Annotated in this window: 16 protein-coding genes; 10 read left to right on the top strand and 6 right to left on the bottom strand. The window is 64.7% G+C overall.

Going from position 1 to position 23320, the window contains the following annotated elements; all coding sequences use genetic code 11:
* Nucleotides 1-19: 19 nt before the first annotated feature.
* On the bottom strand, nt 20-1834 hold the full coding sequence (treF, locus tag B0G81_RS09280; protein WP_134134709.1) for an alpha,alpha-trehalase TreF: 1815 nt from the start codon (nt 1832-1834) through the stop codon (nt 20-22).
* 261 nt (nt 1835-2095) lie between these two features.
* On the opposite strand from treF, the gene B0G81_RS09285 reads away from it, so the two are divergent.
* The 5 genes from B0G81_RS09285 to B0G81_RS09305 all read left to right on the top strand — a co-directional run bounded on the left by B0G81_RS09285 (nt 2096) and on the right by B0G81_RS09305 (nt 9260).
* Nucleotides 2096-5719 (top strand): response regulator, encoded by a 3624-nt coding sequence (locus B0G81_RS09285; RefSeq protein WP_134134713.1) that lies wholly within the window; start codon nt 2096-2098, stop codon nt 5717-5719.
* 18 nt (nt 5720-5737) lie between these two features.
* Complete coding sequence (locus tag B0G81_RS09290) at nt 5738-6583, top strand: CheR family methyltransferase (RefSeq protein WP_106278236.1); 846 nt, start codon at nt 5738-5740, stop codon at nt 6581-6583.
* A 10-nt stretch (nt 6584-6593) separates the two neighbouring features.
* Nucleotides 6594-7208 carry a chemotaxis protein CheB gene (locus B0G81_RS09295; protein ID WP_134134718.1) on the top strand — a complete coding sequence of 205 codons (615 nt, stop codon included), beginning with the start codon at nt 6594-6596 and terminating at the stop codon, nt 7206-7208.
* 9 nt (nt 7209-7217) lie between these two features.
* On the top strand, nt 7218-8345 hold the full coding sequence (locus B0G81_RS09300) for a hybrid sensor histidine kinase/response regulator (RefSeq protein WP_134134720.1): 1128 nt from the start codon (nt 7218-7220) through the stop codon (nt 8343-8345).
* Nucleotides 8346-8441: 96 nt separating this feature from the next.
* The gene (locus B0G81_RS09305) at nt 8442-9260 is read left to right on the top strand and encodes a helix-turn-helix transcriptional regulator (RefSeq protein WP_134134724.1); all 819 of its coding nucleotides are present in this window, start codon (nt 8442-8444) and stop codon (nt 9258-9260) included.
* 97 nt (nt 9261-9357) lie between these two features.
* Here the strand turns inward: B0G81_RS09305 and B0G81_RS09310 are convergent, their stop codons facing one another.
* Nucleotides 9358-10299 carry a LysR family transcriptional regulator gene (locus B0G81_RS09310; RefSeq protein WP_134134728.1) on the bottom strand — a complete coding sequence of 314 codons (942 nt, stop codon included), beginning with the start codon at nt 10297-10299 and terminating at the stop codon, nt 9358-9360.
* Between the two features lie 237 nt (nt 10300-10536).
* Between B0G81_RS09310 and B0G81_RS09315 the strand changes: the two genes are divergently transcribed.
* The 3 genes from B0G81_RS09315 to B0G81_RS09325 are packed head-to-tail and all read left to right on the top strand — an operon-like array spanning nt 10537 to nt 13569.
* On the top strand, nt 10537-11736 hold the full coding sequence (locus B0G81_RS09315; RefSeq protein WP_134134730.1) for an amino acid aminotransferase: 1200 nt from the start codon (nt 10537-10539) through the stop codon (nt 11734-11736).
* A gap of 53 nt (nt 11737-11789) precedes the next feature.
* Nucleotides 11790-12581, top strand: coding sequence for a class II aldolase/adducin family protein (locus tag B0G81_RS09320; RefSeq protein WP_106278226.1), 792 nt, complete (start codon nt 11790-11792; stop codon nt 12579-12581).
* Nucleotides 12582-12585: 4 nt separating this feature from the next.
* Nucleotides 12586-13569: a 2-dehydropantoate 2-reductase gene (locus B0G81_RS09325; protein ID WP_134134732.1), complete on the top strand. Its 984-nt coding sequence runs from the start codon at nt 12586-12588 to the stop codon at nt 13567-13569.
* Between the two features lie 57 nt (nt 13570-13626).
* Here B0G81_RS09325 and B0G81_RS09330 read toward each other — a convergent pair whose 3' ends face one another.
* The 4 genes from B0G81_RS09330 to B0G81_RS09345 all read right to left on the bottom strand — a co-directional run bounded on the left by B0G81_RS09330 (nt 13627) and on the right by B0G81_RS09345 (nt 19114).
* Nucleotides 13627-13818, bottom strand: coding sequence for a hypothetical protein (locus B0G81_RS09330; RefSeq protein ID WP_134134734.1), 192 nt, complete (start codon nt 13816-13818; stop codon nt 13627-13629).
* A gap of 17 nt (nt 13819-13835) precedes the next feature.
* Nucleotides 13836-15587, bottom strand: coding sequence for an FAD-dependent oxidoreductase (locus tag B0G81_RS09335; protein WP_134134736.1), 1752 nt, complete (start codon nt 15585-15587; stop codon nt 13836-13838).
* A 160-nt stretch (nt 15588-15747) separates the two neighbouring features.
* Nucleotides 15748-17700, bottom strand: a complete 1953-nt coding sequence (locus B0G81_RS09340; RefSeq protein ID WP_134134738.1) for an AI-2E family transporter — start codon at nt 17698-17700, stop codon at nt 15748-15750.
* Between the two features lie 133 nt (nt 17701-17833).
* Nucleotides 17834-19114 (bottom strand): DUF445 family protein, encoded by a 1281-nt coding sequence (locus B0G81_RS09345; protein ID WP_134134740.1) that lies wholly within the window; start codon nt 19112-19114, stop codon nt 17834-17836.
* Between the two features lie 223 nt (nt 19115-19337).
* On the opposite strand from B0G81_RS09345, the gene B0G81_RS09350 reads away from it, so the two are divergent.
* Together B0G81_RS09350 and B0G81_RS09355 are read left to right on the top strand one after the other, a co-directional pair.
* Nucleotides 19338-20480, top strand: coding sequence for a metallophosphoesterase (locus tag B0G81_RS09350; protein WP_134134742.1), 1143 nt, complete (start codon nt 19338-19340; stop codon nt 20478-20480).
* A complete protein-coding gene (locus B0G81_RS09355) occupies nt 20477-23101 on the top strand; it encodes an AAA family ATPase (RefSeq protein WP_134134746.1) in 2625 nt (874 codons plus the stop codon). The genes B0G81_RS09350 and B0G81_RS09355 overlap by 4 nt, the downstream gene beginning before the upstream one ends.
* The last annotated feature ends 219 nt before the right edge of the window (nt 23102-23320 follow it).

Here is a 23320-nt window from a genome sequence, read left to right on the forward strand (position 1 = left end):
TTGCAGCGTAAAGAGCGCGCTAAGGATTCGCCCGCGCGCCATGCAGCCGATGCGTATTCTTCGGCGCGGCGGCAGCGGAAGCCGCGGCCGCCGACACGCCCGCCGGACCTTCGGGGATATCGTTTGGACGCGACGCCTGCACCGTTTGCGGATAGAGCACGAGCAACGCGCGCAGCACGCCGTTGGTCCAGCCGAAACCATCCTGCAGCGGATACTCGCCACCGCCGGCCGAGACGCCTGGCGTGGCTGCGCCGATATCGTATTTTTCGACGAGCTTGCCCGTGTGCTGGTAGTACGACACATTGGTCCTGATCCAGCGACTCGCGATGGTTTGCGCGAGCGCCATTTCGCTATAGCGCCGCAGGCCGATCACCGCCAGATACTGCAACGGCGCCCAGCCGTTCGGCGCGTCCCACTGCTGGCCCGTCGCCGTTTGCGTGGTGGCGAGCCCGCCCGGGCGCAGCAATTCGCGCTGCAATGTCGCGGCGACAGTCTTCGCCTGCTGACGGGTCGCGATCCCCGTATACAGCGGATAGACCGTCGCGGCCGTGAGCCGGTGCGTGAGCGTGTGATGCACGAAGTCGTAGTCGCCGAATGCCTGCAATTGCGGGTCCCACAGCACGCGGCGAATTGCTTCGGCGCGCGCGGCGGCGCGCTGTTCCATATTCTCCGCATGCGTGACGTCGCCGCGCAGACGATAAGCCCTGGCGAGCGTGCGTTCCAGATCCGCCAGCAGGCAATTCAGATCGACGGGCACGAGCGAGGTCACATCCACGGTGCCGAGCGTCTTGCCGTCCGCAAACCAGCGCGAACTGAAATCCCAGCCGGTTTCGCCGCCCGCTCGCAGATTGCGCCACAGATCCGCGGAATCGCGTTGCGGCGTTTGCTGCGCGGTGAGGACGTCTTCGCGATACGACTCGTCGCGCGGCGTGGCGCGTTCGTCCCAATGGCGGTTGAGCAGCGTGCCGTCCGGCAGGCGCACTACGTGCCGGTTGGCGTGGCCGGCGGGCAGGCCGTCGGCGCCGTCCATCCAGTAGGCGTACTCTCGCTGCAGCTCGGGCAGATACTGCGCGTAGACAGCGTCGCCATCTTTTTCGGCGACGAGCTGCACCATCTGCGCGAAGAACGGCGGTTGCGAGCGGCTCAAGTAATAGGTGCGGTTGCCGTTTGGAATATGGCCGTACCGGTCGATCAGGGTTGCGAAGTTTTTTAGTTCATCGACTACCAGCGCATGTTGTCCGCTCTGTTCGAGTCCGAGCATGATGAAGTACGAGTCCCAGTAGTAGATCTCGTCGAAGCGGTCGCCCGGCACGATATACGCGTATGGCAGCGGCAGCAGCGAGGACCATGGGCTCGCGGTCGCATCCGGCTCGCGGCGCAGCACGTTCCAGAGCGTATCGATATGGCTCACCACATCCTGATTCGGATCGGACACGTAGGCCTTGGCGGTGCGCGTGGGCAGCGTGAAGTTCCGCTTCACGAAGTCGGCGAGATTGAAGTTGGGCTGTTGCTTCGCGGCGTTGTACGCCGCCACGATCCGCGCGGGCGCTGAAAGCGGCACCATGTCCGCAAAGGTTTTGCTGTCGGGATAGAGATGCGCGAGCTGCACGTCGCGATAGAGCGCCGCGTATTGCTCGGACGGCGGCACGGGTACGACCGGCGAAGCCTGCGTGGGCGCCTCGACGTGCACGGTGGCGGCGACAATGCCGCCGTGCGCCGCGGGCGCCTCGGCAAGCTGCGCCGCGCCGCCCAACGAGGCATGCCACATGAAGGCGGCGGCGAGGGCGATACGCCAGGGCGCTCGGGAGAAATCGGTGAAGGCGTGAGAAGGCATCGGCTACCGGAAGAAAGTGGACGGCGATCGGATGATCGAAGAGCGGATTTGCATTCCTCGCACGATTGACCCACGCCGGTCGCGCAAAGTTGCGTGAGTCCGTATCCGCCCCGTCCAGTAAGCCTAAACCCCCGCGCGCACCTCTCAAAAACAAGCCCATCCTGTATGATTACGCGCGTCGCTTCGCGAGAGAAGGAATCACGCGAAATACCCGAAAAATATTCCGAATCGACTCGATTCGCCCCGCCGAAGACAGAAAAAATGACCGCATCCCAGGCCGTCGACCAGAATCGTTTTCGCAGCATTATTCGTCGCAATATCGCCTTGCCTCTGGGTGTCGGCCTGGTCACGATAGCCGTCTTCGTCGGACTGATCGCTTATCTGGTCTCGACCATGAACTGGGCCGAGCATTCCGAGCGCGTGATCGGCCGGGCCAATGAAATGCTGCGTCTCGCGGTCGATCGTGAGTCGTCGATGCGAGGCTTTCTGATCACGGGCGACGAAGCTTTCCTCACGCCGTACGAAACCGGTGGCCCGCGCTTCAAGACGCAGATCGAGGCCTTGCAGGCGATGGTCGCCGACAACCCGCCGCAAGTCGAAAAGCTCAAGCAGATCCAGGCGATCCAGCAACGCTGGAGTCGTTTTGCCGAAGAGATGATCGACGCGCGCCGTCGCAATCAGAACGTCGAGGGCGCTGTGGCGAGCGGGCGCGGCAAAATCGAATTCGACGAAACGCGCCGTGAATTCGGCGATTTTCTCGACGTCGAGTTGCGCCTGCGTCAGGAGCGCAGCGACGCCACGCGCCGCGTCACCACCACGCTGGTGGGCGTGTTCCTGCTCTTCAGCCTGGGCGTGAGCGGCCTGCTCGCATGGATGGGCCGCCGCGAATTGATGAGCCTGTCTACCACCTATGACGGCGTGCTGCGCCAGCAGGCCGAACAGACCGACATGCTGCAGGAGCAGGTGTGGTTGCGCTCCGGGCAACGCCTCCTCGCTGAAAAGGTGGTCGGGCAGACTACCTCGCCGCTGGTCGGCCGCGCGATGCTCGACTTTCTCGCGCAATATCTCGACGCTGTCGTGGCCGCGCTCTATGTACGCGATAAACAACACGGCACGCTGCGGCGGATCGCGACCTACGGTTTTAGCCGCGACAACGAGCAGGCCGCCGCGCGCAATTTCGCCGAAGGCGAGACGCTGATCGGTCAGGCAGCTTTGGCGCGCCGCACGCTGGTCTTGCGCGACGTGCCGGCGGATTACGTGCAGGTGATGTCCGCGACCGGCAAGAGCGCGCCGAAGAACCTGCTCATCATGCCGATCGAAAACGACGGCCAGGTCAACGGCGTCGTCGAACTGGGCTTCATTCGCGAGCTGGGCGTGCGCGATCAGGAGTTCATGGAACTGATCGCGAAGAGCATGGGCGATTTCGTCGAAGCCGCGTTGTATCGCGAGCGTCTGCAGGACGCGTTGGCCGAAACGCAGCAGTTGAACGAAGAACTGCAGGTGCAACAGGAAGAATTGCGCGTCTCCAATGAAGGACTCGAAGAGCGCGGCCGCGCGCTGATGGAATCGCAGACGCGTCTGGAAGCGCAGCAGGCCGAGCTCGAACAGACCAATGTGCAGCTCGAAGAATACGCGCAGCGTCTCGAGCGGCAGAAGTCCGATCTTTTGCGCGCGCAGGACGATCTCGCGGCCAATGCGGCGCGCCTCGAACAGTCGAGCCGCTACAAGTCGGAGTTTCTCGCCAACATGTCGCACGAACTGCGCACGCCGCTCAACAGTTCGCTGATTCTCGCCAAGCTGTTGCAACAGAACCGTACCGGCAATCTGACGGAAGAGCAGGTGCGCTACGCGGACACGATCCATGCGTCGAACAGCGACCTGCTGGTGCTGATCAACGACATTCTCGATCTGTCGAAGGTCGAAGCCGGGCAGGTGACGGTCGAACTCGAAACCGTATCGATCGACGCGACCCTGCAGGCGCTCGAGGAAACGTTCAAGCCATTGGCCGGCGCCAGGCATTTGAGCCTGGCATTCGAGCGCTTGCCGGGCACGCCCGATACCTTCATCACCGACGGCCAGCGTCTCACGCAGATTCTGCGCAACCTGCTTTCGAACGCGGTGAAATTCACGGAACGCGGCGAGGTGGCGCTGTCCGTCGCGCCGGCCGAAGGCGGCATGCTGCGCATCGACGTGCGCGACTCCGGCATCGGCATCGCCGCCGACAAGCTGGACATGATCTTCGAGGCGTTCCAGCAGGCCGACGGCTCCACCAGCCGTCAATACGGCGGCAGCGGTCTCGGTCTGTCGATTTCGCGCGAGTTTTCGCGCTTGCTGGGCGGCCGGATCACCGTCGCCAGCGAAGTCGGCAAGGGCAGTGTGTTCACGCTGTGGTTGCCGCTCGATGCGGAGGCGGCGCTGAACGCGAGCCAGGACGCGCACCACGCAACGGCGCCGGCGTTTGCATCGGCACAGACATCGGCACATACGTCGGCACAGACAGCGGCCGGCGCGCCGGCTGTGGCCGAGCCGCTGCTGGCACGCCCATCTGCGGGCGGCAGCCAGCCCAGCGTGATCACGCCGGCCAACGGCCTGATCAACGGCTCAACCAATGCATCAACCAACGGCTTAACCAACGGCTTAACCAGCAGCAACTCGTCCGAAACCACACACAACCCGATCGCCGACGACCGCGACAACCGCATGCGTGCCGGCCGTCTGATCGTCGCCGTGGAAGACGATCTCGCCTTCGCCGAAATCCTGCGCGATCTGACCCACGAACTCGACTTCGACTTCGTCCATGCGAGCAGTGCGGCCAGCGGTCTCGCCCTCGTGCGCGACATGCGCCCGGCCGCTGTGCTACTCGACGTCGGCTTGCCGGACCGTTCCGGCCTGACCGTGCTGGAGTGGCTGAAGAACGATCCGCTCACGCGTCACATTCCAATCCATATCGTCTCGGCCACCGATCACGCCGACAAGGCGCTGCACCTCGGCGCGATCGGCTACACGCTCAAGCCGACCGCGCGCAGCACGATGGAAGCCGCGATCCGCCGCCTCGAAGCGCGTCTGCAACAGCGCCTCAAACGCGTGCTCGTGATCGAGGATGACACGCCGATGCGCGAAAGCATCCGCGCATTGCTGCAAAGCGAAAACACCGAGATCGTTGCAGTCGCAACCTTGGCCGAGGCATTGGAATATCTGGCGAAGTTCAGCTTCGACTGCGTGGTGACCGATCTCGCGCTGCCCGACGGCACCGGCTACGATCTGCTCGAACGGCTCGCCGCGAACACCGCGCATGCCGCGCTGCCGGTGATCGTCTACACGGGCCGCATGCTGTCCGACGAGGAAGAGCATCGTCTGCGCCGCTATTCGAAATCGATCATCATCAAGGGCGCGAAGTCGCCCGAGCGCCTGCTCGACGAAGTGACGCTGTTCCTGCACAGCGTGGAGTCGTCGCTCGCGCCCGAGCAGCAGCGCATGCTGCGCACGGTGCGTCAGCGCGACAATGCCTTCGAGGGCCGCACGATCCTGCTGGCCGAAGACGACGTCCGTAATATTTTCGCGCTCTCGCACGTGCTGGAGCCGCTGGGTGCGAAACTGCAGATTGCGCGCAACGGCCGTGAAGCGCTCGAAGCGCTGGACAACGGCCCCGAAGTGCATCTGATCCTGATGGACATCATGATGCCGGAGATGGACGGGCTGACCGCGATGGGCGAGATTCGGCGCAATCCGCGCTTTGCGCATCTGCCGATCATCGCGCTGACGGCGAAGGCCATGGCGAACGACCGCACGCGCTGCCTCGAAGCCGGCGCGGACGACTACGTGTCGAAGCCGATCGACGTGGACAAGCTGGTCGCGTTGTGCCGTGTCTGGTTGCGCCAACGGTAGAAGGAACACAGGAACACGATGAGTCAGTCCGAATTCGACGCACCGCAACGCATGAGCGACTTCGACATCGAGTTGAAGCTGCTGCTGGAGGCGGTCTACCTCAAGTATCAGCACGACTTCCGCCACTACGCGATGTCGTCGCTGCGCCGCCGGCTGTCGCAGGCGCTCGAGGAATTCGGACTGAAGACGCTGTCGCAGCTGCAGGACCGCATCATGCGCAACGGCGACGAGTTCTCGCGGCTGTTCCAGTACCTCACGGTGCAGGTCAGCGAGATGTTTCGCGACCCGGCGTATTTTCTCGCGCTGCGCGAACACGTGCTGCCGCGTCTGCGCACCTATCCGTCGATCAAGGTGTGGGTGGCGGGGTGCAGCACGGGCGAGGAACTCTGGTCGCTGAAAATTCTCTTCGACGAGGAAGGGCTGACTGAACGCACGCTGTTCTACGCGACCGACATCAACCCGGACGCGCTCGCGCGCGCCGAGTCCGGCATCTACGCGCTGGACCGGATTCAGGGCTTCACGCAAAACTATCTGGCGGCCGGCGGCAAGCGTTCGCTGTCCGACTACTATCATGCGGCGTATGGCGGCGCGCGCTTTGCGGGCTCGCTGAAAGAGCGCGTGGTGTTCGCCGACCACAGCCTGTCCACCGACGAAGTCTTTCTCGAAGCGCACCTGGTGTCGTGCCGCAACGTGCTGATCTATTTCGACCGCGGCTTGCAGGATCGCGCGCTCGGTCTGTTCGAAAACGCGCTGGTGCGGCGCGGATTTCTCGGTTTGGGCAGCAAGGAAAGTTTGCGGTTTTCCAGCCACTACGAAGCGTTCGACGAATTCCGTCCGAGCGAACGCATTTACCAGAAGCGCTAGCACGCTCACCATGCCACGCTCAACTGTCCAGCCAGATGTCGATGCCGAAGCGGCGCGCGGCTATGAGCTCGTCGTGATCGGCGGCTCGGCGGGCGGCATCGAAGTGCTGAACGTGCTGCTCAGCGCACTGCCCGCGGGCTTTGCGCCGGCCGTGATGATCGTCACGCACCTGCCGCCCGATCCGCGCAGCTATCTGGTGGATGCGTTCGCGCATCGCTGCGCGTTGCCGGTGCTCGAGCCCGATGCGGGCGAGCGCATCATGCCGGGGCGCGTGCACATCGCGCCGCCGGGCTATCACATGCTGGTGGAGGTGGACCGCACCGTCGCGCTATCGACCGACGCCGCCGTGCGCTTTTCGCGTCCCTCGATCGACGTGCTGTTCGAATCGGCGGCCGCCGTATATGGCGAACGCCTGCTGGCGCTCCTGCTGTCCGGCGCCAACGACGACGGCGCGCAAGGCCTGAAGCGCGTGCGCGCGTTGGGCGGCACGAGCTGGGTGCAGGCACCCGACACCGCTGTTTCCCCCGAAATGCCACGCGCCGCGATTGAACGCGGCGCGGCGGATTTTATCTACACTCCCGAAACCATGGCCCGGCGGCTTGCTGCATTGCCGGCCTCTTTCTGACGCGATGCCATGACGAACTCACCCGTGAACATTCTGATCGTCGACGACATCGTTCACAACATCACGGCGCTCGAAGCTTTGCTGGCCCGGCCGGATCTCGCCGTGCTGGTGGCCGACTCGGGCACGGCGGCGCTCGACCTGCTGCTCAAGCACGAAGTCGCGCTGGCGATTCTCGACGTCAACATGCCCGGCATGAACGGCTTCGAACTGGCTGCGCTGATGCGTGGCAGCCCGCGCACCTCGCACGTGCCGATCATCTTTCTGACGGCAACCGCGCAGGACGCGTCGCGCACGTTCCGCGGCTATGAGGCGGGGGCGGTCGACTTTCTCTACAAGCCATTCGATCCGCGGATTCTGCAATCCAAGGTCGACGTGTTCGTGCAGCTCGAACAGCAGAAGCGTCAACTCGCGGCGCAACTCGTCGCCACGCGGCAAATGCTCGAAGCCAACGAAATGCTGATGGCCGTGCTCAGTCACGATCTGCGCACGCCGCTAGGCGCGGTGCTGGCGTCGGCGGAGTATCTGATGCGCACGGCGGCCGACGAACAGTCGGCGACGGTGGCCGCGCGCGTGAAGAACAGTTCGCTGCGGATGGCGCGCATGGTCGACCAGTTGCTCAATCTCGCGCGTTTGCAAGGCGGGCGCCTGCCGCTGCAGCCGCGTTCGATCGAACTCGCGACGCTGTGCCGCTCGGTGATCGATGAATTCGCTTCGCGCGAGAACGGCAAGCAGATCGTGTTCGCGAGCCGCGGCAATACGTCGGGCGCGTGGGACACCGATCTCGTCTGGCAAGCCGTGTCGAATCTGGTGAGCAATGCGCTGCATCATGGCGCGCCGGGCGGCGATATCGGCGTCGAGGTGGATGGCGAGGCGGTCGAGTGCGTGCGTCTGAAAGTCGCCAATCGCGGCACGATTCCGGCCGAGGTGTTTCCGCATCTGTTCAAGGCGTTCGGCCCGAACAACAGCGGAGCGCGCTCGCGCGAAGGGTTGGGCTTGGGCCTGCATATCGTGCAGGAAATCGCGCGCATGCACGGCGGCAACGTCAGCGTGAATTCCGACGAAGCCGTGGGCACCGTCTTTACGATCGAGTTGCCGAGAATGGTGACGTTCCAGCGCGGATCGTTTACGGGGAAGTAACGGCGCGGCGTTGCGCCGTTAGTGAAGAACGTGCCGCATGTGCCGCTGTGCTACGCTTGCCGAACCGAACTACAGCACGGCGACCGGACTTCCATCATGCGTTCATGGCGCATTTCTCCACCGCATCGCAGCGAACAGATCAGCACTTCGCGCGCGACCGAGCTGGTCATGTCGATTTCGCATGCGGATGCCGACGCGCTCGCAGCCAGCATTTTAAAGACCGTCGGCGATACGCTGCCGGTTTCGCAGTGCACCATCTTCGCCTATGAATTCGACGCGAGGCCGCGCACGGTTTCCGCCGCCGATCATCGCGGCGGCCGCTTTCTGCGCGACGTCGCCGATCGCTACGCCACGCATTTCTATGCGCTCGACGGCAATCGCGCGATCATCGGGCAGCCGCACGACAAACCGGCGCGCGACGCGCTGGTGCTGCATCAGCAGCAAAGCGAAGAGATCGAAAACGAAGCGTATCGCGCGGCCTGTTATGCGCAGCCGAACGTGTCCGACCGGCTGTCGCTGCTCGTGCAGCCCATGGAAAGCGTCTGGCTGTCGATCAATCTGTATCGCGACCGCGCCTATGGCGTGTTTCAGCCGGGCGAACTGGAACGCGTGGAAAGTCTCGCGCCCTTGTTCGCGCACGCGGCGAAGGGCCATTACGCGTTGAATGGACAACATCAGCAGGGCTCGGCGGCGGCGATGCTGGCGCGGGTCAGGCGCGCTTGCCCTGCGCTCACGTCGCGCGAACTCGACGTGCTGCGTGGCACGCTAGAAGGCGCCAGCGCTGTTGAAATCGCGGTGCAGATGGGCGTCAAGCCAGCGAGCGTGATTACCTATCAGAAGCGCGCTTACGCGCGGCTCGGCATCTCGAGCCAGAGACAGTTGTTCACGTTGTGCATGACGCCCGAACTGGCTTGATCCTGAAACGGAGCGTGGCCGGCTTGCGCGTTTTACGTTAAGCCGGTGGGGCGGACACTGTCTCTTGAGCGCAACCACCTCGCAGCGCAGCTACCAATTACGCACGCTTGCCGCGTGCCTCCGCCTGCGTCTCGCGCTCCCAGCGCTTTAACCACGGCATGATGAAGTCCGCGAAACCGTCGGCGGGCGGCGACAGCGCGCGTTCCGTCGAGCGATACACGCATACCTCGCGGATCGTTTCGGGATCGACGATACGCTTCATCACCAGCCCGAAGGTGCGCGCCAACGGCGCGACGTAGGCGGGCGCGAGCGTGATGGCCAGTCCTTGCGAGGCGAGCCCGAACGCCGTGGTGACGTTATCCACCACGTCCACGGGAATGATGCGGGCTTCCGCCGGCAGATTGGCCAGCATTTGCCCGACCGCGCGTTCGTGATCGCGGCCGGTGGCGACGATCGGCACGCCGCGCAAATGCGGCCACTGCACACGGCGGCGCGCGTTCAACGGATGAGTCGGCGCGCACCACATGACCCACGGACTCGCGAACGCCGGATCGCAACGCACGCGCGTGCCGCTCTGCCGGTCGGGTCCGATCGCGAGATCCACGTCGCCGCTTTCCACGCGCTCGACCAGCTGCTCGACCACGGTATCGCAAATGCGCACGACCACCTTCGGCTTGTCGCGCGCATATTCGGCGATGGCCGCGGGCAACGCCGTCGCCGCCAGCACCAGCGGCGCGCCGATCCGCACGATGCCGGCGGCGCGGTTGCGGATATCGTCGGCGGATTGCGCGGCGGCGCGCACGTGGCGCAGCACCGATTCCGCCGACGACAGAAAATCCTGCCCGGCGCTCGACAGATTCACGCGCCGCGTGGTGCGGTCGAACAGGCGGAAGCCGAGTTCCGTTTCGAGGTCGCCGAGCAACTGGCTGACCGCGGACGAAGTCAGGCCGAGCCGGTCCGCCGCCGCGCCGATGCTATGCAGATCGACGATGGCGAGAAACGCTTCAAACTGACGGAGGGTGACGCGCGTGAGTGGCATATGACGATTCTAAAGAAAAACTAACGAATCGTGAAAAATCGATTGATTGTGCCGCGTGCCGCATGCGCGGAAACTTGTGTCAATCGACGAACCCGGCCAAACCCGCTTAGACTCCCGTCTCGCCAGTTTGAGTCAGGCCGGTTCACGCGGGCTGTCGTTTTGCCACACGCGCGCCACGCGCCCGCCATACCAAGCGCCACACCGGGACCGCGCTGCGGCCACATTCAAGGAATTGCCATGTTCGACCACATTCCCGCTTATCCAGGCGACCCGATTCTGAGCCTGAACGAAGACTTCCAACTCGACCCGCGCGCCAACAAAGTCAATCTGAGCATCGGCATCTATTTCGACGACGCCGGCAAGCTGCCGGTCATGAGCGCCGTGCGCCGCGCCGAAACCGCGCTGCTCGATTCGATCGGCCCACGCTCCTATCTGCCGATGGCCGGCCTGCCGCTCTATCGCGATACGGCTCAGGCACTTGTATTCGGCGCGGACAGCGAGGCGCGCAAGGCGGGGCGGATCGCGACGCTGCAAACCATCGGCGGCTCGGGCGCGCTCAAGGTGGGCGCCGATTTCCTGAAACGTTATTTCCCCGGCTCACAGATCTGGATCAGCGACCCGAGTTGGGAAAACCATCGCGTCGTGTTCGAAGGCGCGGGGCTCACGGTCAACACTTATCCGTATTACGACGAACACACCGGCGGCTTGCGTTTCGCCGACATGATCGAAACGATCGGCCGCTTGCCGGAACAGAGCGTCGTGCTGCTGCACGCGTGCTGCCACAACCCGACCGGCGTGGATCTGAGCCCGGCGCAATGGGCCGAGCTGGTGCCGGTCTTGCAGCGCCGCAAGCTGATCGCGTTTGTCGATATGGCTTATCAGGGTTTCGGCGCCGGTCTCGAAGAAGACGCCGCTTGCGTGCGTTTGCTGGCCGACGCGGGCATACCGTTGATCGCCGCCAATTCGTTCTCGAAGAATTTCTCGCTGTATGGCGAGCGGGTCGGTGCGCTGAGCGTGGTCTGCAAGAGCGCGGAAGAGGCCGGCCGCGTGCTCGGTCAATTGATGTCGACGGTGCGCGCGAACTACAGCAATCCGCCGACGCACGGCGCGCGGCTCGTCGCCAACGTACTCGCGGATGCCTCGTTGCGCGCTTCGTGGGAAGCGGAACTCGCCACCATGCGCGAGCGGATTCTCGCCATGCGCGGCACGATACACGCCGGACTCGCGGGCCGTGTGGATGAAGTGATGCGCGCGCGCTACGTCGCGCAGCGCGGCATGTTCACCTACACGGGCTTGAGCGAAAGCCAGGTGGAGCGTCTGCGCAGCGAATACGCGGTGTATGTGCTGCGCTCGGGGCGCATGTGCGTGGCCGGTCTGAACGAACGCAACGCGGAGTATGTGGCGGCGTCGATCGCGGCCGTGGTGTCGGGCGCGTAAGCACGGCTTTTCGAGCAACAGAACGATAACAGCGGTCGACAAGGGAGACCCATATGACCACCCTCGATATACCAGCGCCGACGGCGCCGAAGGCCCACGCGATGCATCCGGACGAATGGCATGCGCGCGTGCAGCTTGCAGCGTGTTACCGGATCTTCGACATGCTCGGCTGGACCGAGATGATCTACAACCACATCACGCTGCGCATTCCCGCCAGCGTGAGCGGCGGCGAGCGGCAGTTCCTGATCAATCCGTTCGGGCTGCACTATAGCGAAGTGACCGCGAGCAATCTCGTGAAGATCGATGCGCAGGGTCGCGTGCTCGATCACTCGCCGTATCCGGTGAATCCGGCCGGCTTCGTCGTGCATGCGGCGATTCATGAAGGCTTGCCCGACGCCCACTGCGTGATGCATACGCACACCACCGCGGGCGTCGCCGTGGCCTGTCTGGAAGACGGTCTGCAGCAGACCAACTTCTACAGCGCGCAATTGCACGACCGCATTGCGTATCACGACTTCGAGGGCATCACCGTGCACGCGGAAGAAGGTCCGCGTCTTCTGGAACATATCGGCAACCGGCAGGCGGTGATCTTGCGCAACCATGGGCTGCTTGCGTGGGGCCACACCTTGCCGCAAACTTTCGCGGTTCTGTGGACGCTCAACCGCGCCTGCGAAATCCAGATGGCGACCTTTGCGATGGGTCGCGCGCGGCCGGTGCCGGAAGAGGTCGCGATTCGCTGCTCGCGCGACGCGCTGCAGTTCGATCCGCGTCACGGCGCGGGCCAGGATGTGTTCGACGCGTTGGTGCGGCGAGTGGACCGCATCGACGCCAGTTATAAGGATTGAAACGATGAAAGTAGCAATCTACGGCGCTGGGGCGATCGGCGGCTGGATGGGCGTGAAGCTCGCGCGGGCCGGCCACGACGTGAGCGTGGTGGCGCGCGGCGAGACGCTGAACGCGCTGCGCGAGCATGGCTTGCGTTTGATCGAAGGCGGCGCGACGCATGCCGTGAAAGTGAACGCGAGCGAGAAGCCCGCGGACCTCGGCGTGCAGGATCTCGTCGTGGTCGCCGTCAAGGGCCCGGCGATGGCATCGGTGGCCGCGCGGATCGCGCCGTTGCTTGGCGCGCAAACCATCGTCTTGACCGCGATGAACGGCGTGCCCTGGTGGTTCTGCGACGGACTCGGCGCGGACTTCGCCGGCAAGCGCCTGAAGTCGATCGATCCGGACGGCGCGATTGCCGCCGCGATTCCGTCTGCGCAGACGGTGGGCTGCGTGGTGCACGCCAGTTGCCTCGTCGAAGCGCCGGGCGTCATCCGGCATCATCAGGGTAACGGGCTGATTATCGGCGAGGCGTCGGGACAGGCGAGCGAGCGTGTCGCGGCGCTCACGGCCAAGCTCGCGGCGGCCGGCTTCAATGCGTCGGCGTCTGCGCAGATTCAACGCGACGTCTGGTACAAGCTGTGGGGCAATATGACGATGAATCCGATCAGCGCGATCACCGGCGCGACCACGGACCGGATTCTCAGCGACGAGCTGGCGCGCAACTTCGTCACGAGCATCATGCTGGAGGCCAAGGAAATCGGCGTGCGCTTCGGCATTCCGATCGATCAGGAGCCGGCGGATCGCCACGAGGTCACACTGAAACTCGGCGCGATGAAAACCTCGATGCTGCAGGACGTGCAGGCCGGTAAAGCAGTCGAACTCGACGCGCTGGTGGCCGCGGTGCGCGAACTGGGACAGCTGACAGGCGTCGCTACGCCGTATACGGATGCGTTGCTCGGTCTCGCGCGCCTGCATGCGAGCACACTGGGTTTGTATCCGAAGCAGTAACACTTTCGTCGAGGAAAAGCCGCCGCGCCCTGTCAGGCGCGGCGGCTTTTTTACGCTTTATGCCGTCACCGCAGTCGAAACCGGCAGCCGTGCCGCTTCGATCAGCGACAACGCGCGCTGCGGGTTGTCGAGTTCGGTCAGGCACAGCATCGCGAGGCGGGCCAGATATAGCAGCGCCTGCGCTTCGCCTTCGTTCGTGAGGGTCTTGCAGAGCGTCGTGTAGACGAGGTCGAGATCGCTATCGGTCATGATGTTGTCTCCTTGTATCAGATCGTCAGCGCCGCGCCGATGACGCGCTGCGTGGCCGCTGCGCTGCCGTCGCGCCAGCGGGCGAGTACATGGCCATCGGGCCGAACCAGATAGACCGTGCCGGGCGTGGCGTCGAGCATGTCGTGCAGACGGCCGGAGTGATCGATCACGTTTGAGCTCGCGACGTTTTGCGTGCCGTTCCTGATCAGCTTGACGGTTTTGAACGGGATATGTTGTTCGGCCAACGTGCTTTGCAACTGCTGCCACGCTGTGTCTTGCGCGGAGTCGTCGTTCGCGTTCGCACCGAAGCGCAGCGCGGTGAAGCAAGCTCCGAGCAGATCGGTCAGATGGATATCGACAAAGACGCCTTTATCCTCACGTTTGAGTCTGCATTCCGGAAGCACCGTACCGGGCGCCGGCCCTTGCGCGAAAGCGTCGCTCGCGTCACCCGCGGTTTCGTTCAGCGGCGACTGCGCGTAAGCAATCGCATGCGTCTGCCGCGGGTTGATCAACGGACGCACCGCCGCATGATCCTCGGCGAGACCGAGCACGGCCTGGCGCATCAGGTCGAAGGCGAACGAGGGCGGCGCCATGAACTCCGTGCTCTTCATGCCGTAGCTCAGGTTCTCGCGCGCGGCGAACACGCGCTCGTCGCTGTAGCTGTTCAGCAGACGCGGCGACGCTGCGCCGTTCACCACGCAGGCCAGTTTCCAGCCGAGGTTGTCGGCGTCGTCGATACCGGAATTGGCGCCGCGCACGCCGAAAATCGGCACGAGATGCGCGGCGTCGCCCGCGAACAGCACCGCGCCATGCCGGTAGCGTTCGAGCGTCAAGGCGTTGGCCTTATAAACGGTGATCCAGATCGGCGACCACGCGCCGGTTTCGCCCATCGAATCGAGCACGCTCTGCACGCGCGGCATGACGTTCTCGGGCTGCACGGCGGCTTCCGGGTCTTCGTCGTCGCGAAGCTGGTAGTCGATGCGCCAGACGTTGTCGGGCTGCTTGTGCACCAGCACCGTCGAGCCGGGATTGGACGGCGGATCGAAATAGGCGAGGCGTTCGGTGGCGCGCGCGCTGGCCAGTTCGATGTCCACGATCACGTAGCGGCCTTCGTACGTGGTGCCGGTGAGCTTGAGGCCGAGCGCCTCGCGAATCGTGCTGCGGCCGCCGTCGCAGGCCACCACCCAGTCAGCGTCCATCTGCCATGCGGTGTCGCCGGTGCGCAGGGCGAGCGTCGCGCCGGCCGTGCCTTCCAGATTCTCGCGGCCGCCTTCGGCCGCGTGTTGCTCAATGCCGGTCACGCGCGTCTGCCAGCGGATCTCGATCAGATCCGCATGCCGTTCTATCTCGTCGAGCAGCAGCTGCTCGATCTGATATTGCGCGATGTTGATCATCGGCGGCAGCGATTGCTCGTCGTCCTGATGCATGGTGAAGCGGAACACTTCGGTGTCGCGATAGAAGCTGCGGCCGCCGGTCCACGGCAGGCCTTTTTGCAGGAAGCCTTGCACGACGCCGAGTCGCTTGAAGATTTCCAGACTGCGCCGCGAGATGCAGATCGCGCGGCTGCCGGTGCAGACGCCGTCGTCGGCTTCGATCAGCACCGAGCGCACGCCCTGGCGAGCCAGCGCGAGCGCCAGCGTCATGCCGACCGGCCCGCCGCCGACAATCGCCACGGGCCGCCTGACCGGATCGCGCCCGTCGACGAGCGGTGGCGCCACGCCTTCATAGTGACGCGGCGAAAATGGATAGGGTTTGAAGGGGCGGCTCATGCGTGTCTCCTGGAGCTTCGATGCCGGGGATCGACCGCCGTGGCTGGTTAGCTCTTCAAGGCGGTGCGAATCGATAGCGAAGTATGAAGGAGGGTGCGCGCGTGGCTGTCCTCATTTTGGGTACAGCGGCGCCGGGCGGCTGTACCCACAGCGAAAGCGCCTAGTCCGCGCCGCCCACATGCGAAGCGTGGCGCGCGTGCTGCAAGCTCGACGCCGCCAGGCATTCTTCGATCATCGCGCGGAAGGTGGGCGCCGCGTGCGAAGCGCCGGTCGCGCCCATCTCCGCGCCGCCCTCCGGCGCGCCGCCGACGCCGACCACCAGCGTCGCGCGCGGCCGCCATTCGCGCGTGCGCCGCAGCATGTTGCGCAGATACGGCGGCGATTCGGGCGCATCGAGCGAGACGATGCAGATGATCGGCGCGTCCTTGAAGCTCGGTTCGTCGGCGCGTGCGCTGCGATAGCCCGAGTGCGTCGCCATCATCGGCGCGAGGCCCTGGCGGCCGAGCAGTTGCACGGCGATCGCGGTGGTGACTTCGTCGAACGAACCGCGGCCGGGTACGCACAGCACGGACGTTTTTGCCGCTTCGGAGCGCATCTGCGGGTGCGCTGAAACGTGGCTGTCGTGCCGGTCGGACAGATCGGCCGAGGCCGAAGCGAGCAGCGCGCTTGCGGTATCGGCGGGTTCGCTGCGTGCGAGGCGGTCAGGCAAACCGTCCGCGATTTCGAGGTTTTCGACGATGTCCACCAGCGCGTCGTTGATGCGCTGCAACTGGTCCGGCATCAGCACGCCGCGCATTGCATCGTTGCGGGCGAGCTTGAGACCTTCGAGCGCGACCTTGTCGTAATAGTCGATCAGCGACATCTCGCGCAACAGCCGCTCCGCCTGCACGATCGCCTCGTGCGGATCGTCCGCGAGCAGCCGCTGATAAAAGTTCTGCGCGGGCGTGAGCGCGGGCTGATCGCCCAGCAAAACGGTGAGAAAGTTCAGTCGGTCAGCGTAGCGGCCCAGCGTGACCACGCACAACGTGAGCGGCGTCGACAGCACGAGACCGATCGGCCCCCACAGCCAGCTCCAGAAAATCGCCGCCACCACGACCGCGAGCGGCGAAAGGCCGGAACGGTGACCATACAGCAGCGGCTCGGCGATCTGCCCGGCCACCACGTCGACGACAATGAACAGGATCAGCGTATAAACCGCCATGGTCCATTGCGGTTGGATCGCGGCCGCGAGAAACACGGCGAGAATCGCGGCGATCCAGATGCCGATATACGGCACGAAGCGCAGCAATGCGGCGATCACGCCGAACAGCAGCGCCCCCGGCACGCCGATGATCGCGAGCCCGATGGCGATCACGCCGCCCGCGCTCAGATTCACGCCGAGTTGCGCGACGAAGTAGCGCGACAGCCGCACGGCGGCGTCGTTGATCGCGGTGGTGGTGCGGTGCAGATCGCGCGAGCCGAACAGGCTGATCAAACGGTCGCGCAAATCCTCACGTTGCAGCAGGATGAAGATCGTCACGACCAGCACGATAAAGGTCGTTTCGATCGGCGCAATGGCCGGCGACAACGCGCGTTGCGCGAGCTGCATCGGCGTGGGCGAGGGTTCGTGTACTTCCACTGGCTGCGGCACGGCGGGCGCATTGCGCGCGGCGCGTCCGGTGGGACGCGGCGGGTTCGGCTTGGGCGGGGACACGCGCTGCAACGCGACGGCGGCGCGGCTCATCAGCGAATCGGCGCGGCCGACGGTTTTTTCCTGCACCGTTTCGATCTTCTGCTCGATCGCCTCCTGATACTGCGGCAGGTCGGCCGCGAGCTGCACCAGTTGCGCGGTGATCAGCGCACCGACGGCGAGTAAGCTGGCCAACGCGAACAACACGGCGATAAAAATCGACGGCAATTGCCCCATATGGAAACGCCGCAACATCTGTACGAGCGGAGCGAGCAGGAAGCTGAGCAACACCGACAGCGTGATCGGGATCAACACCGCGCGGCCGAAGTACAAGCCGCACACCACCACCACGCCGGTAATCACCGACGCAAGCCCGTGCAGACTCGGCGTGCCCGGCGGGTAAACGCGGTTCGGCCGCTCAGTTGGCGGTAACGAGATTTTCATGAGCACACTTTCCGATTGAGACGCGCTGTCGTTTTTATAAGGGCTGCTCGCGGACCGGGAGAGGGTGTCCGGGCCAAACGCATGAGCAATTCGTATGCCCGGATTGTAGGCGCTTTGACGCAGGGCGGCCTGCTCATCCCATGTGCAGACGCAGCAAGCCCAGCAATTGCGAGCTCGCGTACAGCAGCAGGCCGATAAAGCCGCCCACGATCGTCCCGTTGATGCGGATGTATTGCAGATCCTTACCAATGTTCAACTCGATCTGCCGCGACATCTCATGCGAGTCCCAGTTCTTCACGGTGTCGCTGATATGGCGCGTCAGGAACCGCGCGAATTCCGGCGCCATTGTGCGCGCGGCTTCTTCGAGGTGATCGTTGAGCGACTGGCGCAACGCCGGATCGTGCGCGAGTTCGCGGCCGACCCATTGGCCCATTGCCACCACGCGCGCGTGCAGGGCCGAGTCGCTGCTTTGCAGATCGCGCTTGAGCCACGCGCGCAATTCGCCCCACATGTCTTTCACATACGAACTGAGCGCGTCGCCTTCCACCAGATAGCGTTTCAGTTCCTCGCCTTTTTGCAGGAACGCGGGATCGGTTTTGAGCTTGACGATCAGCTTGTGCGCCGCGTCGTCGAACTTCTGACGCAGTTCATGCGTAGGATTCTCGCTGATCTGTTCGAGCATGCGATTCACCGCGTTGGCGATGGCTTCGGCGCCTTTCTCTCCGAGCCATGCCGAAGGCAGGATCTTCTCCATCTTCGGGTACTCGCCTTTCACCCATTCGACGATCCGCTCGGCGATGAACTCGCGCGCGTGCGGTTCGCGCAGCAGCGCCACCACCTGTTCGATGCCGGCGTCGAGCAGTTCCTGATGGCGGCCGTCCTTGGTGAGCGTGTCGAGAATCGAGCCCATCGATTGCGACAGATCCACCTTGGCCAGCACGTCGCGCAGCGCGTCCTTGATGAAAACCTGAATGCGCACGTCGTCGGTCAATTCGAGAATGCCGCTGGTGAGCTTGACGACGTAGTCGCCCAGACGGGCGGTGTTTTCCGGCTGCGTCAGCCACGCGGTGATGGTGCGCGCGGGGTCGTGCTTCTGGATCAGACCGACCAGCGAGGGCACATCCAGGAACTTGTCCTGCACGAACACCGCGAGGTTATCGGCGATCTTGTGCTTGTTCCTCGGAATGATCGCGGTGTGCGCGGAGACGACCGGAATCGGCACGCGGCGAAACAGGGCGGCGACCGCGAACCAGTCGGCGAGCGCGCCCACCATCGCGGCCTCGGCCACCGCCTTGATGCCGTCCACCCAGATGCCGCGCGGCATGAACGCAGTCACCACGAAAACGCAGGCGGCGGCGATCAACAGCAGGAGCGGGGTGCGCTTGGCCTTCTTCAGTTCGATAGCTTTGTTCATCGGCGGCGGGCAGCGGGTCCAGGTCGATTGAAATCAGGCGGCGCGCTCCACGCGCGCGTCCGGAATCGCGAGTGTAGCGCCGCTCGGCGGCGCCGGGCCAGGGCGCGCTGGTCGTCGAGGACTAGCTTTGCCGCGCGGGCACGGTAACATCTGCGGTTAGACTGCGCCGGCTCGCCTGGCGAGACAGCTTGCAATTGAACGGAATGAAACGGAAGGGGGCACAGTGATCAGGTTTCTGCACACCGCGGACTGGCAGATCGGAACGCAATTCGGCCAGTTCGAGCCGCACGAGGCGGCGCATCTCGCTGAGGCACGCTTCGAGACCGTGCGCCGGATCGCGGCAGAAGCCGCCGCGCGCAACGTCGATGCGGTGCTCGTGGCCGGCGACGTGTTCGATCTGCAAACCGTCTCCGACACGGTGATCCGCCGTCTGTTCGGCGCGCTGCAAGCGTTCGCCGGGCCGTGGATCATGTTGCCGGGCAATCACGATGCCGCGCTCGTCGAGAGCGTATGGACGCGCGCGCAGCGCCTGAACTGCATCGCGCCGAATGTGCGCGTGGTGCTCGAACCTGGCGTGGTGCTGCTGGACGAGTGCCGGTGCGCATTGCTGTGCGCGCCGCTCACGCAACGCATCACGTATGACGACACCACCGGTTTCTTCGATACCGCGGAGACACCGCCGGGCTATCACCGCGTCGGACTCGCGCACGGCAGCGTAAGCGGGATTCTGCAGGAAGGCATCGACTCGTCGAATCCAATCGCGCCGACGCGTGCCGCGAGCGCGCGTCTCGACTATCTGGCGCTCGGCGACTGGCACGGACATCTGCGTGTCGATGAGTGCATCTGGTACGCGGGCACGCACGAGCAGGACCGCTTCCGCGCCAACGATCCGGGCTTCATGCTCGACGTCACGTTGAGCGAACCGGGCGCCTCGCCGGTGGTCGAGCCGGTGCGGGTCGGTCAATATCAGTGGCATCGCTGGGAGGAGACCATTGCCGTGCCGACCGATGTGGATTCGCTCAAGGCGCGCCTCGCCGCGCTGGGCAGCCACGACGTGCTGCGCGTGTCGGTCGGTGGCACGGCCGCGCTGGCCGACGCCGAAGCGCTTCACATCGCCGTGGAAGAAGCCCGCGCGCGCGTGCGAGCCTTGCGCGTCGACCTGAGCGGCCTGCAAGTGCTGCCCACCGACGACGATCTCGCCGAACTCGGCGCGCAGAGCGGCTACCTCGCGAAAGTGGTGGCGCGTCTGCGCGGCTTGCAGGAGGACCCACAGTCCGACCCGCAAGAGATCAAGCGCGCGGCCGAGGCATTGCTGCTGCTGGCGCGTTTTCAACGTGAACTGCCGCGCGAAGCGAGGTCCGCATGAAGCTGCAAAGTATTGCGATTCAGGAGTTCAAGCAGTTCACCGGGAAGCTCGTCATCGACGATCTGCAGCCCGGTCTGAATCTGTTCGTCGGTCCGAACGAAGCCGGCAAGAGCACCATTGCCGAAGCCGTGCGCGCGGTGTTTCTGGAGCGCTACAAGGCCTCGCATCTGAAAGACCTGTTGCCGTGGGGCAAGGCGAGCGGGCAGCCGTCGGTCGAAGTGAGCTTCGAACTGGACGGCATGGCGTGCCGCTTGTCGAAGCAGTTCGTCACGCGGCAGCGTTGCGAGTTGAGGATCGGCCAGAGCGCGTTCGGTGAAGATGAAGCCGAAGACAAGCTCGCCGCCTTGCTCGGTTTTTCACGCCCGGCGCGTGGGCCGTTGAAGGCAGAGAACGCAGGGGTTCCTGGCTTGCTATGGGTGCAGCAAGGCGGCACCCAGGAGATGCGCGATTCCACCGGCCACGCCGCGCAGTATCTGCGCGATGCGTTATCGCAGCTGTCGGGCGGCCGCGAATCGGCGGGCGAGGATGCGTTGATCGCCGCCGTGCAACGCGAGCTTCGGCAACTGCTCACCGCGCGCACGCAGAAGTCCACTGGTCCGCTCGCCGAGGCCGAACAGACCCTCACGCGGCTGATCGAGGAGCGCGCTGATCTCGAACAGCAGCGTCAACAGTTCGAGGCGAACATTGCAAGTCTCGCCACACAGCAACAAACCTTCGACGATACGCAGCGCAAACGCCCGTGGGAGGTTCACGAGCAGAAGGCGTTGCAGGCGCAATTGCGCGCCGACGCCGTCGTGCAACTCGAAGGCAGCCTCAAAGGACTTGAGCAGTCGCTGAAAGCGAGTGAAGCCGAACTCGCTTTGCCATTGCAGCAGGAGCAGAACGCGCTCGACCTGGAAGCGGCCGTCGCGCGCGAGCGCCAGCAACTCGACGCGCTGCGGGCAAGCGTGGCGGCGGTTCAGGCCGAACACGCGGATGCCGCGGCCAGCGTGACGCAATTCGAGCAGGCGTCTGCCGACGCCAACCGCGCGCTCGAACTGGCCAACGCAGCCGTGACCGCGGCCGATCTGCGCAGCCAGATCGGACTCTTTCGCGCGGAAAGCGAGCGGCTCGACGCGTCGATTGCCGCCGCCAGCAAGGCGAACGATGCCGTGCTCGAAGCCGCGCGCGAAGCGGCCATGTTCGAAATCGACGAGGCGAAGCTGAAGCGGCTCGCCGCGCTCGGCAGCGAGCTGAGCGTGTTACGTGCTCGCACCGAAGCCGCGATGACGCGCATCGAATATCGCCTGAACGGTGCGATCACCGTCAACGACCACCCAGTGAGCAACGAGGGCGTGCTGCGTGTGGACGAGGAGAAGCGGATCGGCCTCGGCGCGCTCGGCGAATTGCGGGTGATTCCCGGTGTCTCCGATCTGCCGGCGCGTTTGTCCGAACTCGCGTCGCTCGAAGCCCAGCATGCGCAGTTGTTGCAGGCGCTCGGCGTCGCCTCGCTCGGCGAGGGCGAAGCGCGGCATGAGCGCTGGAAGACGGCGCTCGCGCAGCAGAAAAGCCAGGCGGAGATTCTCGACTTGTATGCGCCGCAGGGCATCGACGCGTTGCGCGCGGCGTCGGCAACGGCCGCGGCGCGCATGCAGGCCGCCAACGAGCGGCTCGCGGGTCTGCCCGACGTTTCCTCTGCACCGCCGCTCGATGACGCACGCCGCAACGCCGAGATCGCGCGCGACGCGTTGGAAGCCGCACGAAAAGTGCTGACGCAAGCGGCCGATAAAAAATCGACCGGCATGGCGAACGCGGAATCGCTCGCTGATCAATTGCAACGCAAGCAGGCGCAACTGGACGACGAAGCGTTCCGCCGCAACCGTGCGCAGTGGCAGGCGAAGATCGTCGAACAGCGCGTGCAGGTCGAGGCATTGCGCAAGCAGCGCGAGGGGCGCGAGCGCGAACTGGAAGCGGCGCGTCTCGACGACCCGGCGGCTGAGGCGAAGCGCTATCGCGCGTCGGCGGAACTTGCGCGCGGCGAGCAGAACGAGCGGCAGGTGAAGATCGCGGCGTTGCGCAGTCAACTGGAGACGGTCGGCGCGTCCGGTCTCGGCGAGCGTCTGGCGGCGGTGGAAGCCAAGGTCGAGCAGGCGACGCGGCGCAAAGACGAACTGAGCTTGCGCGCGAGCGCGTTGAGCCTGCTCGACGAAGTGCTGGTCGACGAACGCGATGCCGCGGTCGCGCAATTGCGCGCGCCGCTGACCGAGCGGCTCGGGCATTATCTGAAACGGATTTTCCCGCAATCCACGATCGCGCTCGGCGACGATCTCAGTCCCGCGACCCTGGACCGCTTTGGCCGCGCGGACACGCTCGATGCGCTGAGCTTCGGCACGCGCGAACAACTCGGCATTCTGACGCGGCTCGCTTACGCGGATCTGTTGAAGGCATCGGGCCGGCCGACCTTGCTCATGCTCGACGACGCGGCGGTGCATACCGACGCCGCGCGGCGCGACGCGATCAAGCGCGCGCTGATCGACGCGGCCACGCGGCATCAGATTCTGGTGTTCACTTGCCACCCGGAGTTGTGGGATGACCTGGGCGTGAGGCAGCGGGCGATTGAGGATTTGAAGGTGGCGGCCTAAGCAGAGGGCAAGGCAAGCCCGGCGCCAGGGGCGAACGAGTCAGGCCGCATGAATCGCCGCATGCGGCCGCTGAAAGCGCAATTCCTCACGAATTTGCAGAAAGTTCGCAACTCCGCAGGTCGGCATTCCCCCGACACTGCTGATTCGAGTCTTCGCTGCGGTCTGATCCTTTCGCCAACAGTATTTCAATCTGCGTGTGCCGAATGTTTCTGCATGTCC

Source organism: Paraburkholderia sp. BL6665CI2N2, from assembly GCF_004366535.1.
Lineage (GTDB): Bacteria > Pseudomonadota > Gammaproteobacteria > Burkholderiales > Burkholderiaceae > Paraburkholderia.

Coding starts and splice junctions, on each gene's coding strand:
- treF (WP_134134709.1), bottom strand. CDS start 1,834: ATGCCTTCTCACGCCTTCACCGATTTCTCCCGAGCGCCCTGGCGTATC.
- B0G81_RS09285 (WP_134134713.1), top strand. CDS start 2,096: ATGACCGCATCCCAGGCCGTCGACCAGAATCGTTTTCGCAGCATTATT.
- B0G81_RS09290 (WP_106278236.1), top strand. CDS start 5,738: ATGAGTCAGTCCGAATTCGACGCACCGCAACGCATGAGCGACTTCGAC.
- B0G81_RS09295 (WP_134134718.1), top strand. CDS start 6,594: ATGCCACGCTCAACTGTCCAGCCAGATGTCGATGCCGAAGCGGCGCGC.
- B0G81_RS09300 (WP_134134720.1), top strand. CDS start 7,218: ATGACGAACTCACCCGTGAACATTCTGATCGTCGACGACATCGTTCAC.
- B0G81_RS09305 (WP_134134724.1), top strand. CDS start 8,442: ATGCGTTCATGGCGCATTTCTCCACCGCATCGCAGCGAACAGATCAGC.
- B0G81_RS09310 (WP_134134728.1), bottom strand. CDS start 10,299: ATGCCACTCACGCGCGTCACCCTCCGTCAGTTTGAAGCGTTTCTCGCC.
- B0G81_RS09315 (WP_134134730.1), top strand. CDS start 10,537: ATGTTCGACCACATTCCCGCTTATCCAGGCGACCCGATTCTGAGCCTG.
- B0G81_RS09320 (WP_106278226.1), top strand. CDS start 11,790: ATGACCACCCTCGATATACCAGCGCCGACGGCGCCGAAGGCCCACGCG.
- B0G81_RS09325 (WP_134134732.1), top strand. CDS start 12,586: ATGAAAGTAGCAATCTACGGCGCTGGGGCGATCGGCGGCTGGATGGGC.
- B0G81_RS09330 (WP_134134734.1), bottom strand. CDS start 13,818: ATGACCGATAGCGATCTCGACCTCGTCTACACGACGCTCTGCAAGACC.
- B0G81_RS09335 (WP_134134736.1), bottom strand. CDS start 15,587: ATGAGCCGCCCCTTCAAACCCTATCCATTTTCGCCGCGTCACTATGAA.
- B0G81_RS09340 (WP_134134738.1), bottom strand. CDS start 17,700: ATGAAAATCTCGTTACCGCCAACTGAGCGGCCGAACCGCGTTTACCCG.
- B0G81_RS09345 (WP_134134740.1), bottom strand. CDS start 19,114: ATGAACAAAGCTATCGAACTGAAGAAGGCCAAGCGCACCCCGCTCCTG.
- B0G81_RS09355 (WP_134134746.1), top strand. CDS start 20,477: ATGAAGCTGCAAAGTATTGCGATTCAGGAGTTCAAGCAGTTCACCGGG.